An 18,578-nucleotide genomic window follows, 5' to 3' on the forward strand; every position below is an offset into this window, starting at 1 on the left:
TTACTATTACTCGCAGGTATCACCGTGATCCACCATATTCCCAATGTATTGAGTAAAGAACAGGTTCAATATTTTCGTAATGAAATGGATAAAATTGAATGGGTCAATGGCAAAGTAACAGCTGGTACACTCTCTGCAACTGTAAAACGCAATCAGCAATTACCCGAAGATCATCCGCTTACTCACCATCTGAGTAATATTATTCTTGAGGCACTAGGCACTCACCCATTATTTTTATCTGCTGCAATACCACTTGATATTATCCCTCCCCTGTTTAATCGTTATGAAAATCAGGAGTCTTTTGGTTTTCACGTAGACAATTCTATCCGCCGCATACGTGGTACCAATGAACGGCTTAGAACCGATTTATCATGCACTTTATTTTTAAGTGAACCTGAAGAATATGAAGGCGGTGATCTAGTCGTAGAAGACACTTATGGCTATCACGAAGTGAAACTTCCGGCAGGAGATATGATTTTATATCCATCTACCAGTTTACATGAGGTGACGGCGATTACTTCTGGCTGTCGTATTGCTTCTTTTTTCTGGGTGCAAAGTATGGTGCGTGATGATGCTGAGCGACATATGCTTTTTAATCTAGATCAAACAGTACAAAACCTAAGAATCCAGCTGGGTGACAATCATAGCGAAGTCATTAAACTGACTAACCTTTACCATAACTTAATGCGTAAATGGGCTGAACTATAACTCTATTTATTTTTGCCTTATTTGGACTAATTAATTATTTTTATCTCAATAAGGCAAAACAATGAAAATTATTTTCGACAAAACATTAAACGGCGCAAAATTAGAAAATTATTTTCTGAACACTAAAATTAAAATGAGTATAAGACTTTTGCACAACGTGTAATCATTGTTTAGATGTGGTATATCTAAACAATAAGCATATTTGCAAACCACCAAACTTACTATTACATGGTCCATAGATGAAAACGAATCACTTGTTTGCCCAGCCTACTCAAGCAAGACATCATCTCGAACTCCTGATGCTGCGCCTCGTGCGCGTATAAATTTTTGTCTGTATTTTAGAGCAGACCTTTTCAAATTCCCTTTAATTTTTCTGTATTAGATACCATATATAACTGTAGAACGTTGCCTTTTATACGATACCTAGAGCAACCGTGCTACGAGATAAGGAGTTTTCTCATGATGTTGGCTGACCCTAGCAAAAAATACCGCCGTATGTACCAGCGAGTCGATTTACCAGATCGCCAATGGCCAAATAATGAAATTACAAAAGCGCCAATCTGGATGAGCACGGATTTACGTGATGGCAACCAAGCAATTTTTGAACCGATGAACATGGAACAAAAGTTCAAAATGTTCAAAATGCTTGTAAAAATCGGTTTTAAACATATTGAAATCGGCTTTCCTTCTGCGTCTCAAATTGACTTCGATTTTACTCGTATGTTGATCGAAGAAAATCATATTCCGGATGATGTATACATTGAAGTTTTGGTACAGGCACGTGACCATTTAATTGAGCGTACTTTTGAAGCTTTAGCAGGCGCTAAGCGTGCAATTGTGCATATTTATAACTCTAACTCTCCAACCTTCCGTCAAAAAGTGTTGAATGTAGATGTAAATGGCGCAAAACAGTTGGCGGTGAATGCAGCTCAGAAAGTAAAAGAATATGCTGCACAATATCCTGAAACTGACTGGATTTTCCAGTACAGTCCAGAATGTTTCTCTGCAACTGAATTAGAAGTCGCGAAAGACGTCTGTGATGCGGTTACAGAAATTTGGGATGCACGTCCAGATCATAAAGTGATTTTGAACTTACCTGCGACTGTCGAAGTTTCTACGCCAAATGTTTATGCAGACCAAATCGAATGGATGCATCGTAATTTGGCACGTCGTGATGGCGTGATTATTTCCGTTCACTGTCACAATGACCGTGGCTGTGGTATTGCTGCATCAGAACTTGCCATTATGGCAGGTGCCGACCGTGTTGAAGGCTGTGTATTTGGTAACGGCGAGCGTACCGGTAACGTTGACGTTGCAGCAATTGCATTGAACATGTACACCCAAGGTGTAGCGCCAGAGTTAGATTTCTCTAATATTAATGAAGTCATTGCAACGGTTGAAGAATGTACTGGTTTACCTGTACACCCTCGTCATCCATATGCAGGTGACTTGGTATTTACTGCATTCTCTGGTTCGCATCAGGACGCAATCAAAAAAGGCTTTGAATACCAGAAAAACGAAGAAATCTGGGATATGCCTTACTTACCAATCGACCCGAAAGATTTGGGCCGCGACTATGATGCTGTCATTCGTGTAAATAGTCAGTCTGGTAAAGGCGGTATCGCTTACTTATTAGAATCGAACTATAACGTTGTATTGCCTCGTCGCTTACAAATCGAATTTAGTCAAGTTGTTCAACAATATACTGATGAAAATGGTACAGAGATTAGCGCTAAACAAATCTGGACTTTATTTAAAGACACGTATGTTGAAGTGAAAAACCACCATTACACGGTCAAAAACTATAAGTTATCTGACATTAATGGTACTCAAATTATTGAACTTGAGATTGATGTTGAAGGTGAAACTCAACAATTGCGTGGCGAAGGTAATGGTCCAATCTCTGCATTCTTAAATGCACTTCAATTACCAATTGACGTATTGAACTACGAAGAACGTAGTATTAGTTCAGGTGCAAATGCCAAAGCATTAACCTTAATTGAACTTCAAGTGAAAGGTACAGGTAGAGGCTCATTTGGTGCAGGTGTTCACGACAACACAGTCACTTCATCTATTGAAGCCATTATTGCATGTACCAACCGTTTGATTGATCAAGGTGTTTTAAGTACAGATCAGGTTGTTGCTGCCGCTGTTTAATTAAAAAAAGACTTTGGAAAGGATACCTAGCTTGGTATCCTTTCTTTTTATTCCTGAAAGATTTAAAAGGCGAAATGTTCCCGTGTCTTTTCCAGCTGACTCAGTGGGGTTAGTCACTCCGCAAAAGTTCCAATTTGAAGAACCCTTACATCTTGAATGTGGCCGTGTTTTACCGCGCTTTGAGTTAATGGTTGAAACTTACGGCACTTTAAATGCAGATAAATCAAATGCGATTTTAATCTGCCATGCCCTTTCCGGACATCATCATGCAGCGGGTTATCACCATGAAGATGATAAAAAAGCTGGATGGTGGGATAGCTGTATTGGCCCGGGTAAGGCAATCGACACAAATAAATTTTTTGTAGTTGCACTCAACAATATTGGTGGATGTAGCGGATCGACCGGTCCAACTTCACCAAACCCTGAAAATGACAATCGCCCTTATGGACCAGATTTCCCATTAGTAACGGTACGCGACTGGGTTAAAACTCAAGCCATGCTTTCTGATCGTTTAGGAGTAAGCGTTTGGTATGCAGTCGTTGGCGGTTCATTAGGGGGCATGCAAGCACTACAATGGTCGGTAGATTACCCTGACCGTTTACAAAAATGTGTTGTTATTGCCAGTGCGCCAAAGCTTTCAGCACAAAATATTGCGTTTAACGAAGTGGCACGTCAGTCAATTCTGTCTGACCCGGACTTCCATCATGGTCGTTATTTGGAAAATGATAGCTATCCAAAACGTGGTTTGATTTTGGCTCGTATGGTCGGCCATATTACCTATCTTTCCGAAGAAGCCATGAAACAAAAATTTGGTCGTGATTTAAAGTCCGGCAAGTTTATGTACGGTTTTGATGTCGAGTTTCAAGTTGAAAGTTATCTGCGTTATCAAGGTGAACAGTTTAGCCGTAACTTTGATGCAAATACTTATCTGATTATGACCAAAGCTTTGGATTATTTTGATCCTTCGCGTGAGTACGGCCACTCGCTTACAGAAGCGATGAGTAAGACCAAATGTCAGTTTCTGATTGTCTCGTTCACCACTGACTGGCGTTTTGCACCAAGCCGTTCACAAGAAATTGTAGATGCACTCATTACCAATCATAAACCGGTAAGTTACCTCGATATTGATGCTGAACAAGGTCATGACTCGTTCTTATTCCCGATTCCACTGTATGTCAAAACACTGCGCGCTTTCTTAGGCGGTGAAGAACATTTAAAATCGACATCACTGGAGGCAAGCTAATGCGTATTGATCAACAACTGGCAGAAAAGTGGATTAAACCCGGCTCTAGCGTACTCGATTTAGGGTGTGGTGACGGTGAATTACTCGCTCATATGAGCCAAAAGCATCAAATTCGTGCTTATGGTTTAGAAATTGATCAAGAAAAGATTGCAATTGCCGTCAGTCGCGGGTTAAATATTATTCAACAAGATTTGAATCTCGGTTTGAGCCGTTTTGCCGACCAGTCTTTTGACTATGTGGTCATGGCACAAGCTTTGCAAGCCGTAGATGCACCCGATGTTTTATTAAGAGACATGGTGCGTGTGGGAAAACAGGCCATTATTACCTTTCCAAACTTTGCACACTGGAAGACTCGCTCTTTTCTAGCATTAAAAGGGATGATGCCTGTATCGGATGCTCTACCATATATGTGGTATAACACCCCCAACATTCATTTATGTACGTTTAAAGATTTCGAAGCACTATGTGCGGAAAATCAAATACAAATTATTAATCGACTCGCCGTCAATGGAAACCAGCAGGGAAGCCTGTTAAGCAAACATGTTCCGAATTTGTTTGGTGAAGTCGCTATTTATCGAGTGAGTGCACTATGAAAAAGACATTATTTAGCACACTAATTGCAGGACTGCTAAGTATGCAGGCTCATGCAGATTATATCGCCCAGCCACAATCGGTTGCGAGCCAGGCTGCGCGCTTCTCCACAATGGGGATTCATGACCTTCAAAAAGCAGCTCAAGCGGGTCAAGCTGGCGCACAATTTTATCTTGGAACACGTTACCAATACGGTAAAGATGTAGCAAAAGACGATAAACAAGCATTTACTTGGTTCAAAGCTGCTGCTGACCAAGGCCTTTCACCTGCGCAATTAAATGTTGGTCGTATGTATGCTGATGGTATTGGCGTTAAGAAAGATGAGTCTATGGCTCGTAAGTATTTCGAAAAAGCGGCAAGTAACGGCGATAACCGTGCAAGCTATAACCTCGCGATGATGGAAGAGCAAAAGAAAAACTACGTAGGTGCTTACCAGTGGTATGAGCTTTCAACTCGTGATGGCATGCTCGACAATAAAGTAATTAGCTTATCTGAAGGTAAAAAGACGGCTCTTGCTGCAAACTTAACTCAAGAGCAAATCCGTATGGCACGTGACCGCGCGGATAAATGGATTCAAGCACAATAATAATCCAGCTTATACTTACTCGACTAAAACCACCTTATATCACCTATAAGGTGGTTTTAGTTTTTAAGCTTCTAATTTTATATTCTATTTGTTTTGCTCTATATCCCCTTTCAAAAAACACGTAACATAGCTCACGTTCAATATTGGTTATAAAGTTTGGTTATCTTATGTCTACCCCACATTGGTTTGATCAGGGCTCTTTAGTCCTTGCAAGTAATAACAAAGGTAAAGTCGCAGAGTTTGAAAAACTTTTTGAACAGCTTAAGTTACCTGTAGAAATTATTCCTCAAGGTCGCCTTAATATTCCCGACGCCATTGAAGACGGCTTAAGCTTTATTGAAAATGCCATTATTAAAGCACGTCATGCCTCTAAAATTTCAGGGAAACCTGCTATGGCTGATGACTCAGGTATTTGTGTTCCCGTTTTAGGTGGTGCACCTGGTATTTATTCAGCACGCTATGCTGGAGAACATGGTGACGATGCAGCGAATAATGCCAAGTTATTAAATGATCTTTTGCCATTTCGTAAAAATGGAGAAGTGATTGAAGGCATGTTCGTATGTGTGCTTGCTTTAGTGACTCATGCGGAAGATCCATTACCACAAATTTTCCAAGGCATCTGGCATGGTGAAATTTTAGAAGCGCCACGCGGTGAAAATGGTTTTGGTTATGACCCACTGTTCTGGTTACCAGAGCTACAAGTTTCTAGCGCTGAGTTGTCTAAAGAAGAAAAAAATAAGATTAGTCATCGTGGACAAGCGATGCAGTTATTTAGAGAGAGCTTGCAGAAGTAAAACTTTATATAGCATTTATTTAACTTAACGTTAAAGTCATTTGCTATCGTGCTAGGCGACATGGATGTCGCCCGTCGAACTGCGACATCAAGGATGTGTCGTCAGTTCGACAAATGGTTTTGTTACTTTTGACGAAACAAAAGTAAATATTGCCTATATACACAAAATAAGCATATAACCACTATTAAAAGGCTGTCTGATCTAAACATCTTACTTAGAAGTAAAGATGTAAAAACACTGCATAAATCGCAATACACACACAACTCACTATAGTCCCCGAAGCGATATAAGCCGCTGATCTACCCGTCCCTTGATAATGTGTTTCCAGAGCTACAATATTGGCTGCCGGTGGCAAACAAAACATTAAAAACATTACACCAATATGCTGATTTATATTTGGAATCGGTAAAAATCTATAACTTAATCCACAAAGTACAAATCCACAGGCTACTTTAAATGCTTGAGCTTTTGTACTGTAAATTAAATCTTTTGCATAAACTCTGGTACGGCGTAGCCACATTCCAAGCACACACATACCTGCGAAAGTCATCGCAAATTTAGCAACCTCATAAACCCAATGTATAGCAGGGCTTTCGATATGCTGGGCCCCTAAAAGTCTGAGCACAACAGCACAAAATATTGATATACAAGGTGGCGACGTTAAAACCTTTTTTAATATATTGAGCTTACTTTGCGGTGCCGTAGTAACGGCAGTCACAGCCCAAGCATTGCCAAAAAGCGACATTCCAATATATAAAGCGACAATTGGAGCAGTTGCTTCAGGGCCAAATAAAGCCATAGCGAACGGAAAACCAAGCCATCCCATATTGGTATAACTGACGCAAAGCGCCAGTAAGCGGTCTTTAAATAAAGCCAAATAGGCAAAGAAAATAATAAACGCTGACCCAAAACTAAAGAGCATTAAGCTCAAACTTCCCGATTGATAAAAAACCATGTTGTAAATAATTACAACCGGAATCAGGAGTCGTGCAAGCCAAGCTGAAAGAATAGGTTTTATGGTTTCTGAAATAGAGGTCTGAGCAAGTAGAAGTCCTGTGATAAATGCCAATACAGGCAGTAGTAATGCCACGCTCTCTCCTCTCGCTCGTCAAAATCAGCTTGTTATGCTACACCTTTTAATTTTGAAATGTATGGTCTATTTCAAGTAAATTCGTCTAAGAAAGAAGCTCAATAAAACTTAAAAATCCTTCCAAAAAATATCTTTTAAAAACTGATCATAAGTGTCTACTTATAAATATTGTCTTAAAAATGAAATATAAGTGTCACATTCTTGTCATGGCAACCTGTTGAGATAAAGCGAACTAAAAAGAGGTATAAAATTATGGCCGGTTTATCTATTTGGCATGTCGTCATTTTCGCAATTGTAGTTATTTTATTGTTCGGTACATCTAAATTAAAAAATATTGGTAAAGATGTTGGCGGTGCAGTAAGAGACTTTAAAAAATCAGTTCGTGAAGAAGACGAAGCTGCATCTTTAAATACTCCTCGTACAATCGATGCACAAGTTAAAACATCTGAAAGCACATCAGTGAAAAGCTAAAGGTTTGACCCATGCTTGATGTAGGAATGACAGAGCTACTCTGTTTTGCAATTATTGCAATTTTAGTTTTAGGTCCAGATAAGCTTCCCGAAGCTGCACGCTTTGCAGGCCGCTGGTATGTTCGACTAAAACGCTATATTACCAATCTGCAAAACGAGATTGATCAGGAGCTGCGTCTTTCTGAGTTCCGCAAAGAAATGCAAGAGGAACTTAACCGCATCGAAGCATTGGAACGAAAAGTACAGCAACAGCTTGAAGAAATACAAAAACAGCAGATTTCAGAACATTTAGAAGTTACTGAAACGCCTAAAACAACACCAAAGCCTATTCGGAAATGTATTCCTATATCAGACCATTACAAAGTACCGTATGTTGCTAAACCTACGCCTTTAGTGACTCAAACTGATATTGCAGAAACATCTCCTGTTGAATTGAAGATTGCCGTATGAACCAACTGCCTTCAACCACTGTAAATAGTCAAGAAAACTTAGACCAAATGCCAATCATGAATCATTTGGTTGTTTTAAGACGCCATTTATTCAGGATTGTAGGGGTAACATTATTCTTATTCTTTTGTTTATTACCCTTTCGAAATAATACTTACCAATTATTATCTGAGCCTTTAAGGTTACAACTCCCTGCATCATCGTCAATGATTGCAACAGATGTAACAGCAACCTTTATGGCGCCATTTAAACTTAATTTATTTGTCGCACTTATGCTTGCAATGCCATTTATTCTTTATGAAATATGGTCTTTTGTTCGCCCTGCGCTTTATCAAAAAGAACGCCATTTAGCGCTTCCATTACTGATTGGTAGTATTGTCCTATTTTATGCAGGTGTCGCTTTTGCTTATTACATTACCTTGCCTGCCATATTACATTTCTTTATTAGCGTTTCACCTGAAACAGTAGCACCAATGACCGATATTAATAGTTATTTAAGCTTCTGTTTAAAGCTATTTTTGGTATTTGGTGTGACCTTTGAGATTCCTATCGCGACCTTATTACTGATTTTAATTGGTGTAGTAAATACGCAAAGCCTTGCTGAAAAAAGACGTTTTATTATTGTGGGCTGTTTTTTTGTTGCAATGTTTATTACTCCACCAGATGCGATTTCAATGGTGATGTTAGCTATTCCAATGTGGTTACTTTTTGAAATAGGCCTACTGTTCGGTAAGATTCTTGAGAAGAGAAAAAGCCAGACTGCCGAATAATTTAAAACTTCTCTTTAAAAGCCCAAATATTAAAATTTGGGCTTTTTACTTTTAAATCGTCTTAATTAATCAAACCATAAACTGTCTTCAAAGTGACTTAAAAATGTAAGAAAAGTGTCATTTCCAATCCATAGAATCGACTCAACAAATATACACACAAAAGTTACGGATTTATTATGACAACTGCTTCTAACCACCCAACACGTCGCGATATTTTAAAATGGTTTACGGGGATTCCTTTTCTTCCATTAGGTGCGATGGCTACGGCAGCAACGTTAGCAGGCTGTAATGACAGCAATAATGATTCAGATGTTGTTACTCCACCACCAACAGTAAACTTTAAAAACGCAACCTTTACATCAATGGCTGCGCCATCTTTAGCTAACCCAGCGGCGATGGCAACCACAACTGTTACATCAAGCCTTTCAATTAATTGGGAAGATGGCTCAAAAACTGACTACACATTAGCGTATAAGCCTTTCTTTACCACAGGTGATTTGGTTGCAGACGGTAAAGGTGGAAAAATTCTGGCGGGTGGTTATGTTGATATTAATAATCAACCAATTATTGATAAGTCAAAACCAGGCCAAGAACGTCAATTCTTCTCTGACTGCCCGGACGGAAGCTCTTTAATTAGCTTTAAACAAGCAACAGGCCGTGACTTTACCGATGCAGACAAACAAGCTTTAGGTGTTACTGGCAACCCTGTATTTCACGTAGTTCAATTTGAATATACGACTCGTGACCAAAGCTTAGCGTCTATGTATGGTTTACTACCATCTCCAATTGCGATTTTAACTTTAGACCAAGACCCTAAAACTGGTCATTTAACCCTTGTTAAATACCACAATGTTGATACCTCTAAAGTAAACGGTTTATGGATCACGTGTGGTGCAAGTTTATCTCCATGGGGAACTCACCTGTCGAGTGAAGAATATGAACCAGATGCAAACAATGTTGCTGGAAGCTATTTACCAGTATTTAGCAAAAACTTATTTGGCGACAGTACAAAAGGTAATCCTTACCACTACGGTCACTTACCAGAAGTTACTGTAAATACGGATGGTACAGGTTCAATCAAAAAACATTACTGTTTAGGTCGTATCTCTCACGAACTTATTCAAGTTATGCCAGATAACCGCACTGCATTGATGGGTGATGATGCAACAAATGGCGGTTTATTCATGTTTGTTGCAGATAAAGAAAAAGACTTATCTGCGGGTACGCTCTATGTTGCTAAATGGAAGCAAACCTCAGGCGTAGGTGCTGGTGCCGGTGATATTTCATGGATTAACCTTGGTCACGCGACAAGTGCTGAAGTAAAGAGCTGGGCTGATCAATATAAGATTACCGACCTGATGGATGTAAAAACGTCTGATCCAAAAGATGCAAGCTACACCAAAATCCGTTATAGCGGTAAAGACAACTGGGTAAAACTTGTACCTGGTAAAGAACGTGAAGCGGCTTTCTTAGAAACGCATCGTTATGCAGCCTTGGTTGGTGCAAGTATGGGCTTTACTAAGATGGAAGGCACAACTGTAAATATCAAAGACAAAATTGCTTACTCTGCGATGTCTTATGTACAGTCTTCTATGGTTGATAAAACTACTGATATTCAAGTACAAGGTCCAAAAGCTGGTGCAATTTACGCACATACGTTAAAAGGCAGCCAAGTTGATAACAAAGGTCAGCTTATTAACAGTGAATGGGTATCGACTCATATGGAACCACCTGCAGCTTTAGTGGGTGAAGACCTAACAACTGCTGATGCTTTAGGTAATACTGCAAATGCAGATAAAATTGCCAACCCAGATAACATTAAGTTCTCTGAAAATTTACGTACCCTCTTCATTGGTGAAGATAGTGGTATGCACGTAAATAACTTCTTATGGGCATATAATGTTGATACCAAACAATTAAGTCGTATCTTATCAACACCTGCTGGCGCAGAATCTACAGGTTTGCACGCAGTTGACTCTGTAAATGGTTGGACTTACATCATGAGTAACTTCCAGCACCCTGGTGACTGGGAATCTCCATTACACGATAAAGTAAAAGCAACGCTTGATCCTCTTGTTCGTGCAAACTACAAAGATCGTTTTGCAGCAGCAGTTGGCTATATTACAGCTGACCCTATCGCACCATCTGTTGTGAAGAAATAATTCTTAGCGCAACTCAAAAGAAGCCTGCTTTATGCAGGTTTCTTTTATTTAAAAGCATTTATAAAAATAAAAAGCCCTTTTCTTTTTTGACTAAACGATCAAATTTTTCATTAAGTTATCATTAAAACGTCAAGACCTCGTCATATTCAAAATTTAAGCTAATCAAGACTTTTATAAAAAACTTATTTTGAATTAGGAATTTAATATGAACGATTTGACGCCATATCATGAAGATCAGGAATTAGACAACAACACTTCAGACAATATTCACTTTCGTGATGTTTTAGACCAATATGTGAGCCGTCGTAGCCTCATTACTAAAGCAGCAAGCGGTGCTGTGGCATTAACTTTAGCCTCTACTTTAACGGGCTGTAATGATAATAACGATGACTCTGGTTCTAATAACGGTGGAACTGCTCCAGTCGATCCAAACAAAAAGCCTGAAAAACTTACCTTTACGCCAGTTGCTAAAAATTTAAATGATATTGTGACCGTACCAGAAGGTTACGAAGCAAATGTAATTTACGCTTTAGGTGATTCTCTTAATCCTTCTTTTGGTGATTGGGACGATAACAATATTCCATCTGGTCCAAGCTTCCAGTTTCGCTCAGGTGACTGCCATGATGGTATGCACTATTTTGGTTTAAACACATCAACAAACCGTTTTGATGACACTGTTTCAGCACAAGGTTTATTGGTGATGAACCACGAATACATCAACCAAACCTTTCTACACCCTAAAGGTCCAACCAAAGTTGATGGACGCCGCCCAGAAGACGAAGTCATTCGTGAAACCAATGCCCATGGGGTTTCTGTAGTCCAAATCAAAAAAGACCCTACTACTCAAAAAGTCGAAGTTGTAAAAAACTCTATTTTTAATAGACGTATTACAGGTTCTACAGTCATGGACTTCGCTGGTGCCGCGGCAGGATCTAACTTACTTTCGACGCGTTTTTCGCCTGCTGGCCGCCAGACTCGTGGTACACACAACAACTGTGGTAATGGCTATACACCTTGGGGAACATACTTAACCACGGAAGAAAACTTCATTGGTTATTTTGCGCGTAGTACAACTGATGATGCGCTACGTACTCCAGAAGAAATTATTGCTCTTAAACGCTATGGTCTTAAAGCAGGATCAAGCTCTCGCTACGGTTGGGAAACCGCAATTGGTCAAGTAGAGGCGCAAGACCTATATGACCGCTGGAATGCCGATGTAAAAGCCGCTCAAGCAACTCAAGATTACCGCAATGGACCAAACACATTTGGCTGGATGGTCGAAATTGACCCATTTGATAACCGCCAAAATCCGGTTAAACGCACATCATTAGGCCGTTTTGCCCATGAAGACAGTGCATGCCGTGCCGTAGCAGGTCAACCAATCGCATTTTATATGGGGGATGACTCTCGTGGCGAATATATCTATAAGTTTGTTTCAACCGCAGTGTGGGATACAAAAGATATAAACGGCGGCTATGCAGCTGGTGACAAATATATGAACTCAGGTAAGTTGTATGTTGCCAAGTTTAATAACGATGGTTCAGGTCAATGGATTGAACTTGCCTACGGTAAAAATGGTTTAAATGAAAGTAACACTACCTATCCATTTAAATCTCAGGCAGAGGTAGTCACTTTTGCACGCTTGGCGGCAGATTCAGTCGGAGCAACTAAAATGGATCGCCCAGAGTGGGCTACAGTTAACCCAATCAATGGCGAAATCTATGTCACACTTACAAATAACTCAAACCGTGGTAAAGATTACCCTACAGATGCGGCTAACCCTCGCAACTATACCGATCTGTATGCAGGCACAAAAGAACAAAAAGGAAATGTGAACGGTCATATCATCCGTTTTAGAGAAGCCGATGACAAAACCACTGCTGAAACCTTCAAATGGGATATTTATCTGTTCGGTGCAGAAGCTTCGATGGCTTCAAATATCAATTTGTCAGGCTTAACAGACAATAACGACTTTTCGTCTCCAGATGGTATGTGGTTTGACCCACGCGGTGTTCTCTGGATTGAAACAGATGACGGCGCTTATACAGATGTCACCAACTGTATGATGCTTGCTGCCCTACCAGGTCAAATTGGTGATGGTGGTGCGGCAACTACATCAAATGGTCAGCAAACTATAACCGGTGCTAAAGTTACAGACGCAACATTACGTCGTTTCTTAGTTGGACCAAAGCAATGTGAAATTACTGGTATTGCTATGACACCTGACTACAAAGCTATTTTCATTAATGTTCAGCATCCTGGTGAAGACTCGGCAAGTTATGCAAAACCAGAAAGTAACTGGCCTGCCACACAAAAAGATCCAAGCAACAAAACTGCGCGCCCACGTTCGGCAACTGTAGTTATTACCCGTAAAGATGGCGGTGTTATTGCTGGTTAATTGATTTCTTCCTAGAAAATGCCGATCAAGTGATCGGCATTCTTTTAACGGTTTAGAGGCACCTGCTGCTGTACAATTTGGCCGCTATGTTCGCCTTGCTGGGTCTTTTCCAACCAAATCCATTCATTATTGGTCATTCTTAAAAAATTCGAACACCGGGTTCCATATACTGGACTTTGAATAAAAGTCGATGATAACAACTCTTCCATTTCTGGTTGAATGCCTGTATTTGGCAACAATGCTGTGGTGACCTTGCGCTCATCTTCTAAAATATCCCACGCTGCATGTTGCAAGCTTAACTCTTCTGTTTTGTGCTGATGCATAGGCAAGAACTCTTGCGTAAAACGTGTGCGTAAATGTCTGGTTTTCTCCCAGTGATCGGACATTAAACCATTCGAAACCACATAAACGCTGTTGGCTAATACTTGAGGAGCCTCACCACGGTTACTCATGTAGACCGCTTGATCAGCAGTCCCCATAAACAGGTTAAAACCAGCAAAGTTCTGTTGCCGTTGTTCTAATTGCTGAGCAAAGCGAATCGGTAATAAATCAGACTCTAAAAAAGCCTGAACCAAATGACCACGAGAAGTTTCATATTGTTTTTTATCACGTCCATCACGGAAATTGGTTAACACAGCCCATCGGCCCTGCGGGGTAACCCCCATCCAAGTACCACCCGACTGTAAGTCTTGCCCTGCAATGATTGGCGTATGTTCCCATTGATGCAATAATGCTGTTGGTCGGTGATAAAACTCATCACGGTTTGAAATCAGACACAAGGGCATATCATCCAGAACATGCCATGCTAAAGCCACAATACACATTGATTCTTGTTCCCTATGTTTACACATTGAATGTACAACATTTTTCACATCATTCCGCTACAATCTGTCAAAACGTAAGATCAAGGAGCAGCAATGCTGACCTATCCTAATATCGATCCGGTCGCAATACATCTAGGACCTCTTCAAGTCCATTGGTATGGACTCATGTATTTATTGGCATTTTTATGTGCTTGGGGACTCGCTTCCTACCGTGCCAAACAGCGTGATGGCTGGACATCGGACATGGTTTCCGATCTGGTGTTTTACGGCGCCTTAGGAGTTGTACTCGGCGGACGTATCGGCTATGTGCTTTTCTATGAGTTTGATAAATTCCTTGAAAACCCGATCTGGCTCTTCCAAGTCTGGACAGGTGGTATGAGCTTCCACGGCGGCTTCTTAGGCGTCATGATCGCAATGCTATTCTGGTGTAAAAAATATCAAAAAACATGGTTCCAGACACTCGACTTTATTGCCCCTTGTGTACCGACAGGCTTAATGTTTGGACGCTTCGGTAACTTTATTGGTGGAGAATTATATGGTCGTGCGGTTACAGATCCGAATTATCCGTTCGGAATGATTTTCCCAACCGACCCATTACATTTAGTTCGTCACCCTTCTCAAATTTATCAAGCGCTTTGTGAAGGTCTAATTCTATTCATTGTTTTGTGGTGGTTTAGCTCAAAACCACGCCCACGTATGGCCGTATCTGCCCTATTTTTAATGGGTTATGGTGTTGCACGCTTTGTAATGGAATTCTTCCGTCAACCAGATGCTGACCAAGGTTTTATCTTATTTGGTTGGATGACGAAAGGACAAATCCTCACCGTTCCAATGCTACTCATTGGCCTTTGGATGATGTGGTATGCCTACCAAAAGAAAATTTATGACTGGGGCCCTCAAAAGAACAGTTAACATCTAAATCAGAGGAGTTTCGGCTCCTCTTTTTTATGCTACAGTTTTTATCTCCCAAGAAAGAAGATTCGCCATGCTGGAATTCTGGTTTAATACGCAAGTCCCGACTTTTAAAAAATTAATGATCTTAATTATTACCCTCTTAATCTGTATTGGGTTATATCAATATCAACCATTGCCCTTAGATACTATTTTAATGTTTACAGGAACTGGGGTTATTTTTTTAATCTGCCGTTACTTTAAATTGCATTTTGCTCAAAGTAACCCGACTGGTTTACTTTACCGCCTATTTACGTGGGTGCCTATTGCCCTCTTGTTTGCACTTATTTTTGTAAAAACCATGCCTAACTTGTTGATCTGGGGCGTCCAAGGCATTGCATTTATGGCACTTGCTGCTTTTATTTTTTCACCACAATCGTTATTTAACAAATAGGCTCATTTTTTATGTTGGCTTATTGGTATAACGCACCACGTCACATCAAACTCATCTTTATTATTGTCGTTTGTGCTGCAATTTATGCAGCCAATCAAGTTCAGCCTTTATCGTCGACTTACACTATTCTGAGCCTCGTGTTAGGGTTCGGGCTTCATTTCGGGCAATATTTACAAACAAAATTCCAGAGCACAGCTCATATAAATCTAAACTCCAGTTTCTGCTTGGAATTTACCCTCTCATTATTGTTGTTATTGTGATGTGGTTACTGCCCCCTCAACACAATTGGATCGCAACAATACAAGCTTTAGGCTTTGTACTGGTTGGATTTTTTCTTGTTTCAATTTATCAAAATCGTGCCAAGCGTTTTTAAGCATAAAGTTTAGCTCGTTTTTACTATTCCTAAAGCATGCTATTATCTTCCACGGTTTATTGATCCATGAACCGTCTCCCTTTTATTTTATGGAATTAATCCGAACTCGAGAGTGTTATGCGTGCATATTTAGACCTTCTACAACATATCCTTGATAATGGCGGTGACAAAGGCGACCGTACAGGCACAGGAACCCGTTCTGTATTTGGTCATCAAATGCGTTTTGATCTCTCTAAGGGTTTTCCTTTACTCACCACAAAAAAAGTTCACTTTCGTTCTATCGTGATTGAGTTACTTTGGTTCTTAAAAGGCGATACTAACGTTAAGTACTTACAAGACAATAAAGTCACCATTTGGGATGAATGGGCAACAGCAGAACAAACTGCCCGTTTCGGCCGCCCAGAACATGAACTTGGTCCAGTTTATGGCCATCAATGGCGTAATTTCGGCGCAACCAAAAATGCCGATGGTACTTATAACCAAGATGGTTTTGACCAAATTAAATGGTTAATTAATGAAATTAAAACCAACCCAAATTCACGCCGTTTAATTGTCTCTGGCTGGAACCCAAATGAAGCCGGACAAGTTGCTTTACCACCTTGCCACACACTCTTCCAATTTTTTGTACAAGACAACAAGTTGTCATGCCAGCTTTATCAACGTAGTGCTGACGTATTCTTAGGCGTGCCATTTAATATTGCCAGCTATGCCCTACTCACCCATATGATTGCTCAGGTGTGTGACTTAGGTGTTGGTGATTTTGTTTGGACAGGTGGCGATACGCATCTTTATGCCAACCATTTTGAGCAAGCAAAACTACAATTGACGCGTGAGCCATTACCACTTTGTCAATTAAAACTTAATCCGGAGGTTAAAGATATTTTCGACTTTAAATTTGAAGATATCGAGATTGTAGGCTACGAGTCACATCCGGCAATTAAAGCACCAGTTGCAGTATAACGACGGCTTAAATTTCATTAGATTACGGTTTAGAGAATAAAATTATGGCATGGCAAAATGTAGAAGTTGTCCACGTTGTCGCAATGGACAAAAATCACTGTATTGGTAAAGGCAATGCGTTGCCATGGCATATCTCTGCCGACTTAAAACACTTTAAAGAAATCACACAAGGTGGTGTGGTGATCATGGGCCGTAAAACCCTTGAGTCTATGGGCCGTGCTCTACCGAACCGTGTGAACTGGGTAATTACCCGTGACATTAACTGGCATTTTGACGGCGTAAAAATTGCGTATTCAATTGAAGATGCTTTAAATGCTGCTTTAGAAGATGCCAAAAACACCGAAAAGCAAGCTTTATTCATTATTGGTGGCGGTGAAATCTTTAAGCAAACCTTGTCAATTGCAGACCGTCTTGAGCTCACTCATGTTGACTTAGATGTACAAGGTGATGCACATTATCCAACTATACCGAGTGAATTTCATAAAACTGCAAGCGAACAGCAAGTAGATGAAAAATCAGGAACTTCATTCGAATTTGCCACTTATAAAAAATAATTTTCTGGTCGCCTATGCACAATATCGGAACACGTGAATTTATTATCGCCCTCGCTTTCGGCGCTTTACATAGTTTATTCACGTTGTTTATTGTGCTTTCCAGCATTTGGGTATGCTTAGCCTTATGGGTCCAACAACCCTTTGGCTGGTTAGGCAGCCGTATTATTATTGGCATATGGATTGCCTTTGCTCTAAGTATGGCAGGCTTATATTTCAATGGACATATCATTAGCCGTCGTACAGATATCCTGATTTATCTTTTAGCTTTTGCCTGTTCTCTGGTTTGGTATTTTTCGATTACTGCACGTCAAGACCGTGACTGGAACCCTGAAGTTGCCAATATGCTAAGTTACGAAAAACACGGCGATGTTATTACCTTGCATAATGTCCGTAACTTCAACTGGCATCCTGATGGAACCTATGATGTCCGCTGGGAAACCCGTACTTTTGACCTGAACCAGTTAAATGGCATAAATATCATTACCTCTTACTGGATGGGGCCACAAATTGCCCATACGCTAGTCAGTTTCGAATTTAAAAATCAACAACCTTTAGTTTTTTCCATCGAAATTCGAAAAGAAAAGACTGAAGAATTTTCGGCAATTGGTGGTTTTTTTAGAAAATATGAACTGAGCTTAATTGCATCTGATGAAAAAGATATTGTCTACACACGTAGCAACATTCGTAAAGAGCAAGTTTATAATTTCCCGGTCAATATGCCTCGCTCTGAACAAAAAGCACTATTTTTAGAATATCTTAAAAAGTCAGATGAGCTACGTGCACAGCCAAAATGGTATAACACCCTCACAAGTAATTGCACAACCTTGATTTTTGATATGGTTCAAGCCATTAACCCATATCAACTTCCTAAAGATTATCGCTTAATTGCGTCTGGTTACTTACCTAATTATTTATATGATCTTAAAGCACTTAATCAAAATATTAGTTTAAAACAGTGGTATCAAATCGCACATATCAATCCACGTACTGAGCATTTTGAACAACTTTCAGATCAGAGTAGTGAACACTTCTCTCAAATTGTGCGACAAGGTTTACCCAAAGCTGACTAGAGTCTGCTTGATATTTTATAGGCTTATTTTCGCCAA

Annotated in this window: 18 protein-coding genes and 1 pseudogene; 17 read left to right on the forward strand and 2 right to left on the reverse strand. The window is 40.0% G+C overall.

Annotated elements, in window-relative coordinates:
* The first annotated feature begins 24 nt into the window (after positions 1 to 24).
* From HMPREF0014_RS22870 to rdgB, 6 genes are all read left to right on the forward strand, one after another.
* Positions 25 to 708, forward strand: coding sequence for a Fe2+-dependent dioxygenase (locus HMPREF0014_RS22870; RefSeq protein WP_002053497.1), 684 nt, complete (start codon positions 25 to 27; stop codon positions 706 to 708).
* A gap of 459 nt (positions 709 to 1,167) precedes the next feature.
* Complete coding sequence (gene leuA, locus HMPREF0014_RS22875; protein ID WP_004883345.1) at positions 1,168 to 2,865, forward strand: 2-isopropylmalate synthase; 1,698 nt, start codon at positions 1,168 to 1,170, stop codon at positions 2,863 to 2,865.
* Between the two features lie 82 nt (positions 2,866 to 2,947).
* The gene (locus HMPREF0014_RS22880; protein WP_002053295.1) at positions 2,948 to 4,108 is read left to right on the forward strand and encodes a homoserine O-acetyltransferase; all 1,161 of its coding nucleotides are present in this window, start codon (positions 2,948 to 2,950) and stop codon (positions 4,106 to 4,108) included.
* Positions 4,108 to 4,701, forward strand: coding sequence for a methionine biosynthesis protein MetW (gene metW, locus HMPREF0014_RS22885; protein WP_001217230.1), 594 nt, complete (start codon positions 4,108 to 4,110; stop codon positions 4,699 to 4,701). The genes HMPREF0014_RS22880 and metW overlap by 1 nt, the downstream gene beginning before the upstream one ends.
* Entirely contained in the window at positions 4,698 to 5,285 is a 588-nt protein-coding gene (locus HMPREF0014_RS22890; protein ID WP_000751694.1) for a tetratricopeptide repeat protein, read from the forward strand. Before metW ends, HMPREF0014_RS22890 begins: the two co-directional genes overlap by 4 nt.
* A gap of 167 nt (positions 5,286 to 5,452) precedes the next feature.
* The gene (rdgB, locus tag HMPREF0014_RS22895) at positions 5,453 to 6,079 is read left to right on the forward strand and encodes an RdgB/HAM1 family non-canonical purine NTP pyrophosphatase (RefSeq protein WP_002053259.1); all 627 of its coding nucleotides are present in this window, start codon (positions 5,453 to 5,455) and stop codon (positions 6,077 to 6,079) included.
* 214 nt (positions 6,080 to 6,293) lie between these two features.
* On the opposite strand, the gene HMPREF0014_RS22900 is transcribed toward rdgB, so the two are convergent.
* Positions 6,294 to 7,169, reverse strand: a complete 876-nt coding sequence (locus HMPREF0014_RS22900; RefSeq protein WP_006580447.1) for a permease — start codon at positions 7,167 to 7,169, stop codon at positions 6,294 to 6,296.
* A gap of 252 nt (positions 7,170 to 7,421) precedes the next feature.
* On the opposite strand from HMPREF0014_RS22900, the gene HMPREF0014_RS22905 reads away from it, so the two are divergent.
* The 5 genes from HMPREF0014_RS22905 (at position 7,422) to HMPREF0014_RS22925 (ending at position 13,416) form a co-directional block, all read left to right on the forward strand.
* Complete coding sequence (locus tag HMPREF0014_RS22905) at positions 7,422 to 7,640, forward strand: Sec-independent protein translocase subunit TatA (protein ID WP_002053267.1); 219 nt, start codon at positions 7,422 to 7,424, stop codon at positions 7,638 to 7,640.
* An 11-nt stretch (positions 7,641 to 7,651) separates the two neighbouring features.
* Positions 7,652 to 8,089, forward strand: coding sequence for a Sec-independent protein translocase protein TatB (gene tatB / locus HMPREF0014_RS22910; RefSeq protein ID WP_002053452.1), 438 nt, complete (start codon positions 7,652 to 7,654; stop codon positions 8,087 to 8,089).
* Positions 8,086 to 8,856, forward strand: a complete 771-nt coding sequence (gene tatC / locus HMPREF0014_RS22915; RefSeq protein ID WP_002053474.1) for a twin-arginine translocase subunit TatC — start codon at positions 8,086 to 8,088, stop codon at positions 8,854 to 8,856. The genes tatB and tatC overlap by 4 nt, the downstream gene beginning before the upstream one ends.
* Positions 8,857 to 9,032: 176 nt before the next feature.
* On the forward strand, positions 9,033 to 11,018 hold the full coding sequence (locus HMPREF0014_RS22920) for an alkaline phosphatase PhoX (RefSeq protein ID WP_006580448.1): 1,986 nt from the start codon (positions 9,033 to 9,035) through the stop codon (positions 11,016 to 11,018).
* 205 nt (positions 11,019 to 11,223) lie between these two features.
* Complete coding sequence (locus tag HMPREF0014_RS22925; protein ID WP_006580449.1) at positions 11,224 to 13,416, forward strand: PhoX family phosphatase; 2,193 nt, start codon at positions 11,224 to 11,226, stop codon at positions 13,414 to 13,416.
* 44 nt (positions 13,417 to 13,460) lie between these two features.
* On the opposite strand, the gene HMPREF0014_RS22930 is transcribed toward HMPREF0014_RS22925, so the two are convergent.
* The gene (locus HMPREF0014_RS22930; protein ID WP_006580450.1) at positions 13,461 to 14,240 is read right to left on the reverse strand and encodes an NRDE family protein; all 780 of its coding nucleotides are present in this window, start codon (positions 14,238 to 14,240) and stop codon (positions 13,461 to 13,463) included.
* 93 nt (positions 14,241 to 14,333) lie between these two features.
* Between HMPREF0014_RS22930 and lgt the strand changes: the two genes are divergently transcribed.
* The 6 genes and pseudogenes from lgt to HMPREF0014_RS22960 all read left to right on the forward strand — a co-directional run bounded on the left by lgt (position 14,334) and on the right by HMPREF0014_RS22960 (position 18,542).
* The gene (gene lgt / locus HMPREF0014_RS22935; RefSeq protein WP_002053387.1) at positions 14,334 to 15,152 is read left to right on the forward strand and encodes a prolipoprotein diacylglyceryl transferase; all 819 of its coding nucleotides are present in this window, start codon (positions 14,334 to 14,336) and stop codon (positions 15,150 to 15,152) included.
* Between the two features lie 73 nt (positions 15,153 to 15,225).
* Entirely contained in the window at positions 15,226 to 15,585 is a 360-nt protein-coding gene (locus HMPREF0014_RS22940) for a hypothetical protein (RefSeq protein ID WP_002053200.1), read from the forward strand.
* 11 nt (positions 15,586 to 15,596) lie between these two features.
* Positions 15,597 to 15,958 (forward strand): annotated as a pseudogene (locus tag HMPREF0014_RS22945) (hypothetical protein).
* Positions 15,959 to 16,075: 117 nt separating this feature from the next.
* Positions 16,076 to 16,918, forward strand: coding sequence for a thymidylate synthase (gene thyA / locus HMPREF0014_RS22950; protein WP_002053494.1), 843 nt, complete (start codon positions 16,076 to 16,078; stop codon positions 16,916 to 16,918).
* A 44-nt stretch (positions 16,919 to 16,962) separates the two neighbouring features.
* Positions 16,963 to 17,472, forward strand: a complete 510-nt coding sequence (locus HMPREF0014_RS22955; RefSeq protein ID WP_000312548.1) for a dihydrofolate reductase — start codon at positions 16,963 to 16,965, stop codon at positions 17,470 to 17,472.
* 14 nt (positions 17,473 to 17,486) lie between these two features.
* Positions 17,487 to 18,542: a DUF4105 domain-containing protein gene (locus HMPREF0014_RS22960; RefSeq protein WP_006580452.1), complete on the forward strand. Its 1,056-nt coding sequence runs from the start codon at positions 17,487 to 17,489 to the stop codon at positions 18,540 to 18,542.
* The last annotated feature ends 36 nt before the right edge of the window (positions 18,543 to 18,578 follow it).

The organism is Acinetobacter sp. RUH 2624 (assembly GCF_000162375.2).
In the GTDB taxonomy this organism is placed as follows: Bacteria; Pseudomonadota; Gammaproteobacteria; order Pseudomonadales; family Moraxellaceae; genus Acinetobacter; species Acinetobacter nosocomialis.